A 4,045-nucleotide genomic window follows, 5' to 3' on the forward strand; every position below is an offset into this window, starting at 1 on the left:
CGATACGTCAAAGGTATAAGGCGTTTTTTGCAGGATCACATCCTCCGCTCCAAACGGAATTCGTTGTTCCATCCAGTACAGCCGGTTGATCAGTGAAGCGTGCTCAATCATGACTCCCTTCGGCTTGCCAGTGGAGCCTGACGTATAGATCACGTACACCAAATCGCTCGAGCGATTAACAGGTTCCGGGTTCTTCCCGCATTCTTCTCCTGTAAGCTCCATCCCCTCCATCAGCAAATCTTCGATAGCGATCAGCTCGCGGTCGACTCCGTGCGGACGAAGGCGGTCCAACTGATCCCGCTGGGTCAGCAGGATAGATGCCCCGCTATCCTCCAGCATGAATCCCAGCCGTTCTTCCGGGTCCTCTGGATGTAACGGCAGATACGCCCCGCCTGCCTTCAAAATCCCTAGCAGGCCGACGATCATCTCCAGCGATCGATGAACTGCGATGCCCACCATCTGGTCGGGCCCGATGCCTTTCTTCCGCAGGACGTGAGCCACCCGATTCGCCTGGGCATTCAGCTCCCGGTACGTCAATTGCCGATTTTGGTATAGGGCTGCCGGATGTTCCGGTGTTCGCTCCACCTGCTCCTCAAACAATTGATGAATCGTCTTCTCCCTTGGATAAGGCGCAGCCGTCCCGTTGAATTTCTTCAAAATCACTTCTTTTTCTTCTGGCAGAATGATATCTATTTCGTGCAAAACTATATCAGCAGACGAAACTACAGTGCGGGCGATTTCCTCAACATGTCGACCTAATCGATCTATATATTCTGGTTCGTATAATAGACCGTTATAGCTGAATTTCATCCGCAGTTTCTCACCGGGGACAACGTTAAGGTTGAACGAATAATTAGTCTGTTCAAAGCCAGCCATCTCCGAAACCGCTAAACTGTTTTCGTTCTCGTGATCGGAAGCTTCCTCCATACCCGGGAAATTTTCAAAGGCCAAAATATGGTGTATCAGATTACTCTTCAACAAACTACCCGCCTGAATATCAGCAAGGGGCACATAATGATGCTGCCCCGCCTCCATAACCGAATGTTGTACATGCTGGACGAAATCCGAAAAAACAAGATGATCCTCTTCACTCGATATACGCACTGGAATAGTATTGATAAATAGGCCTACCATGTTTTCTGCTCCCGGAATATCTGACGGACGACCGGAAACGACAGAGCCAAATACCACGTCGCGGGTGTTGTTGTATTTCATCAATAGCAAGCCCCAGATAGAGTGAAACAATGTACTCAAAGTAACCTTGAGTTCTTTGGCCAGTGATTCCAACTGACCCGTTAATTGCGAATCAAAGCTAAAGATTTGCTGCTGTGGATCGTAATCAACGTGGCTCCCTTTACCACTCGCAGGCAAGATACTCTGCTGTTCAAAACCATCCAAATATCGCTCCCAAAACGTAAGCGCTATATCTGTATCCTGCTTGTCCAACCACTTGAGGTATTTTTCATAAGAAGGAGCTTCTCCCAGTTGAACTGGCTCATTCTTTTGCAATGATGTGTAGATCTGGAACCATTCTTTCAAAACGATTTCTAAGCACCATCCATCCATAATGATGTGGTGGAAGCTAACGATCAGCTTGTATACATCAGACGCACACTGCAATATGGAGACCCGGAATAACTCATCCCGGGTAATATCAAATCCGTTGGCCTTATCACGTTGAACAAACTGTTCTATATAGGCCACCTGGTCAGATTGCGTTAGTGAAGAAATGTCCTCAAAGTGAATTGCTGGATGCTTTTGCCGAAATACGATCAATTTAGGCTCTTCAATATTGACGTGAAAAACATTGCTGCGCAATATTTCATGGCGCTCAAATAGAACAGAAAGACTTCGATCCAGAAGCTCTACCTCGAGTAAGCCGTTCAAGGTAAGACTCACCTGTTCAAAATAGGCGTACGAAGTTTGATCTAGCAGGCTATGGAACAAGATTCCTTGTTGCATCGGGGTTAATCGGAATATACTTTGAATTTGCAGATCTTTACTCATAATCCACCGCCTAGGAAGATGTATTATTTTTATAGTAGGCCATAATCTCATCCAAATCGTTAATTGAAAGATTCTCATCATCGCTCACATCTGCGGGAGTCCATTCCTTCTCCTTCTTTTCAGAGCAATGCTCAATAATTTCTAGCAAACGACTTTGCAAGAAATTTCCCAATTTTTGAATACTCGATTCAGCATATTCACGACTGCTATACTCAATCCCGAGGGTTAATATCCCCTGTTCGATACTGCCATTAATATCAAGCACAAATGGTGTCTCGGTCTCCTCACTTACTGTCCGGCCCGGAGAATACTTTGATTCGACAAATAAAGGCGCAACGGAGCCTGAATCAATCTGGCCGTGATAATTAAACCGGATTTCAGGTGCAAAATGTCCCTGATTAGTACTTTTCAAATCGTGTAAGGTCATATATTCCAGAATTCCGAAGTCAATGCCCTTATTAGGAACACGTCGCAACGCTTCCTTGGTCAGCTTAATTTGGTAAGCTAAATCTGCATTATGCTTCATATCCAGATGAATAGGATACATCGTAGTAAACCAGCCGACCGTTCTGGTTATATCTATATCATCAAAGATCTGTTCCCGTCCGTGTCCTTCCAGCAAAATGGTGAATTCATCATTATCAGTCCAGTCTCTCAATGCCAGTCCAAAGGCTGTCAACAGTAGATCGTTTACATTCGTACTATAAACCTTGTGTACATCCTTCTGCAGACGATCTGTTTGTTGCTTGGAAAGCCTTACGCTGCAGATTTTCAGCTCTTTCCCTCTTCTGTCAGCGACCGGGTAGTCTTTATGAAGCGGTTTACTGGCATGACGGATCACATTCTCCCAATAACGCTTGTAACGAGCTGGACGCGCACCCTTTGCATCATCACCCAGGCGATGGGTCCAGTCCTTCCATGAATGGGTCTTCGCCTGGAAGAGAATTTCTTCATTGTTAAGCGCCTGCATATACCCTTGCTCCAAATCTTCCAATAGAATTCTCCAAGAAACTCCATCTACCACCAAATGATGAATCGCGAGTAATAAGTGATCCCCTTGAGCCGTGTGAAACAACCCTGCTTGCACAAGTGGACCCTCTTCCAAATTCATACGCCGCTGAATCGCTTCGCTAAGGGTTTGGATTGCTTCTTCAATGGATGCCTCATGGCTTACATCCAGAACAGTAAGAGCATATGCCTTTCGATTCGTACCATGAATGACGGGAGTGATTCTGTCCGGACTCGCTGTATATGTCATTCGTAAGGCATCATGATGCTCTGTCAGCTTACACAACACCTGATCGACCAGTTCTTCCTTCCATCCCTTTTGGCTATACAACATAACAGCCTGGTTCCAATAGTTCGATTCCGTGAACTTTTGCTCAAAAAACCATCGTTGGATAGGCGATAACTCAGCCTCTCCTTCAATAATCCCTTGTTCGGCTTGAACACTGACTGCTCTTAGATCCGGAGTCAGGCTACCTATCGTTTGATGACGGAAAAGGTCCTTAATTTCCATACGATATCCGTGCTTACTTAGACGTGTGGAAATTTGAATAGCTTTAATTGAATCTCCGCCCAATTCAAAAAAGTTATGATTCGTTCCGATAGGAGCATAGCCAAGAACCTCTTGCCAGATTTCGGCCATCAACGCTTCAACCTCATTGGAAGGAGAAATATAATCTACCTCAATCGACAGACTGTGATCAGGCTCAGGCAATGCTTTTCTGTCGATCTTACCGCTCGATAGATAAGGCATAGCTTCCATAGATACGATATAAGCAGGCACCATGTACTCAGGTAGAACTTCTTTAATACGAGCCTTTAATGCTTGTATATTGAACTCCTGGGCATGTTCAACATAGGCGCATAAATAACTTCCCGCAGAACGGTCGTCACGAGCAAGCACTACTGCCGTCTGGACCCCTTCGTAGGCCAGTATTGCCGCTTCAATCTCACCCAGTTCGATCCGGTAGCCCCGAATTTTCACCTGATGGTCAATCCGACCCATATATTCAATGTTTCCATCCGGCAGCCA

At 45.7% G+C, this 4,045-nt stretch carries 2 protein-coding genes; both read right to left on the reverse strand.

From position 1 onward, the window contains the following. The coding region (locus HFD99_RS24630) for a condensation domain-containing protein (protein WP_167441033.1) at window positions 1-2,007 on the reverse strand (2,007 nt) is incomplete at its 3' end. Window positions 2,008-2,017: 10 nt separating this feature from the next. Further along, window positions 2,018-4,045: condensation domain-containing protein (locus tag HFD99_RS24635; protein ID WP_238797281.1), on the reverse strand; the 2,028-nt coding region annotated here is incomplete at its 5' end.

It is taken from the genome of Paenibacillus sp. EKM301P, from assembly GCF_011800295.1.
Classification (GTDB): domain Bacteria; phylum Bacillota; class Bacilli; order Paenibacillales; family Paenibacillaceae; genus Paenibacillus; species Paenibacillus polymyxa.